Origin of the sequence: Vibrio sp. Vb1755 (genome assembly GCF_033338635.1) — a bacterium.
GTDB classification, from domain to species: domain Bacteria; phylum Pseudomonadota; class Gammaproteobacteria; order Enterobacterales; family Vibrionaceae; genus Vibrio; species Vibrio alginolyticus.
This window is the reverse complement of record NZ_JAWOTA010000083.1, coordinates 1-1719: the sequence shown is the minus strand read 5'-3', so window position 1 is coordinate 1719 and position 1719 is coordinate 1. Positions and strand designations below refer to the sequence as shown.

Below are 1719 nucleotides of genomic sequence, written 5' to 3'. Positions count from 1 at the left end.
TCGCGCCTTAGTGCATGAGCTTATCTACACATCTCGTCTAACGGCTGAGCAGTGTCATGATGCAGCAGCAGTAGAAGCTTGGACAAAACAACTTGTTGAGCAACTAAACGCGAAAGAAGTGGGTGCAAGCCAATATAGCTACGAAGTGGAGCTGCACGCAGAGCTTGGTTTGAGCCTGCCGAAGATCATCGTTCGTACACACGGTGTGACTCACGAGCATGCGCTAAGTGTTGATTTCCTAAACTCAAAAGAATACGGCAAGCTGGCGGACCTTTCTGAAGTCCTAGACGGTCTTCTAGAAGAGGGCGCGTACATCAAACGTGGTGAACGTACTCTGCCAGTATCAAGCTTTGCTGAAGCACTTGAGTGGTTGGTTAAAGAATCGATGCGTGGTCTAAGCCGTCAGCGCTACAAAGGTCTAGGTGAGATGAACCCAGATCAGCTTTGGGAAACCACAATGGACCCAGAGACGCGTCGCATGATGCAAGTAACGATTGAAGATGCGGTAGGCGCAGACCAATTGTTCACAACGCTAATGGGTGACCAAGTTGAACCTCGTCGTCACTTCATCGAAGAGAACGCACTGAAGGTTGCAAACCTAGACGTGTAGCGACAAGCGTTTTTAGATAGAAAAAAGCAGCGAGCCATCGCTGCTTTTTTGTTTCTTGGTGGTATGAAAATCACCACTTTATGCCAAGACTTTGGCTTTTCTGCTACTAACTGCCAGAGGCTTGAGTAGCGGCACCATTTTGTTTCCCTTTTCTGTTTTTCTTGCCATTTTGTTCGCTTGAGTGCTTTTGCTTTCTTTTTTCGACTCGCTATAGTGCTGTAGAGCTTTCCAATCATACGAGGTTAGAAAACATGGTGACGATTTTCCTGAACTAAGCCGGAGGTGACGCACTGCCGGTTCAATTCACTGCAATTATCTGTAAGACAAGGCATTAAGAAGGAAAATATCATGTTTGAACGCTGGTTCACTGCGTACTGCTTGGCGCTGCGAACTTGGTGGTTAACCAGTCGCTTTTTAACCTATCAATCACCACTAAGATTACTGTCGCTGTTTGAAGCCTACGAACAGCAAACCCAGTGTCGCAACTTAGCCCGAATTGCGATTGGCGACACCGTTCGCTTAGTGGATCTTGACCGCTCCTATCAATATCGCATGACGTTAGTTGATTCACGTAAGAGCCAACCTCTTGCGGGGATGCTAGCTGTTGATTCGTACTTAGGTTCCCGATTGTTGGGGCGTTCTCAGGATGAGGTCTTAGAACTCGAGATATTCAACCAGCGCCGCTGCTTTGTGATTACCGAAATCATTCATCAATCACAGCCGCCAACACCGCATCTGGTGTGTAGCTGTATGTTATGTCAGTAAAATAGAGGTGAAGTCATGAGTAAAAAAGACAAGAAGCAACCCCAGTTAAGCTTGAAAGAAAAACGTAAGTTGAAGCAAGAGAAAGCGGCCGAGCAAGGAATGGTGAAAGCGCGTAAACCATCTCGCAAATAAAAATTGCGGCTTATAAGCCCGCCGTAAGAGGTGGGCTTTGTATTGTTGTCGCGTAGGAAAAGCGAGCTTAATTTGAGGTCTTTGATAGGCGCGTTGAAATTTTTTTCATTTTGTCCCTTGAAAGCGATTTTTGATGACCTTATATCTAGTTGTGAAGAGGGTGACTGGCTTGCTAGAGACTAGAAGACCAGCCCTCTGAAATCGCTAAAACG

At 46.3% G+C, this 1719-nt stretch carries 1 protein-coding gene and 1 pseudogene; both read left to right on the top strand.

Annotated features, from left to right (window positions below; all coding sequences use genetic code 11):
• Positions 1-610, top strand: a pseudogene (gyrB, locus tag R7E00_RS22750) (DNA gyrase subunit B); the annotation flags it as partial.
• A 348-nt stretch (positions 611-958) separates the two neighbouring features.
• Positions 959-1375 carry a GreA/GreB family elongation factor gene (locus tag R7E00_RS22745; RefSeq protein WP_005486183.1) on the top strand — a complete coding sequence of 139 codons (417 nt, stop codon included), beginning with the start codon at positions 959-961 and terminating at the stop codon, positions 1373-1375.
• Positions 1376-1719 lie beyond the last annotated feature (344 nt).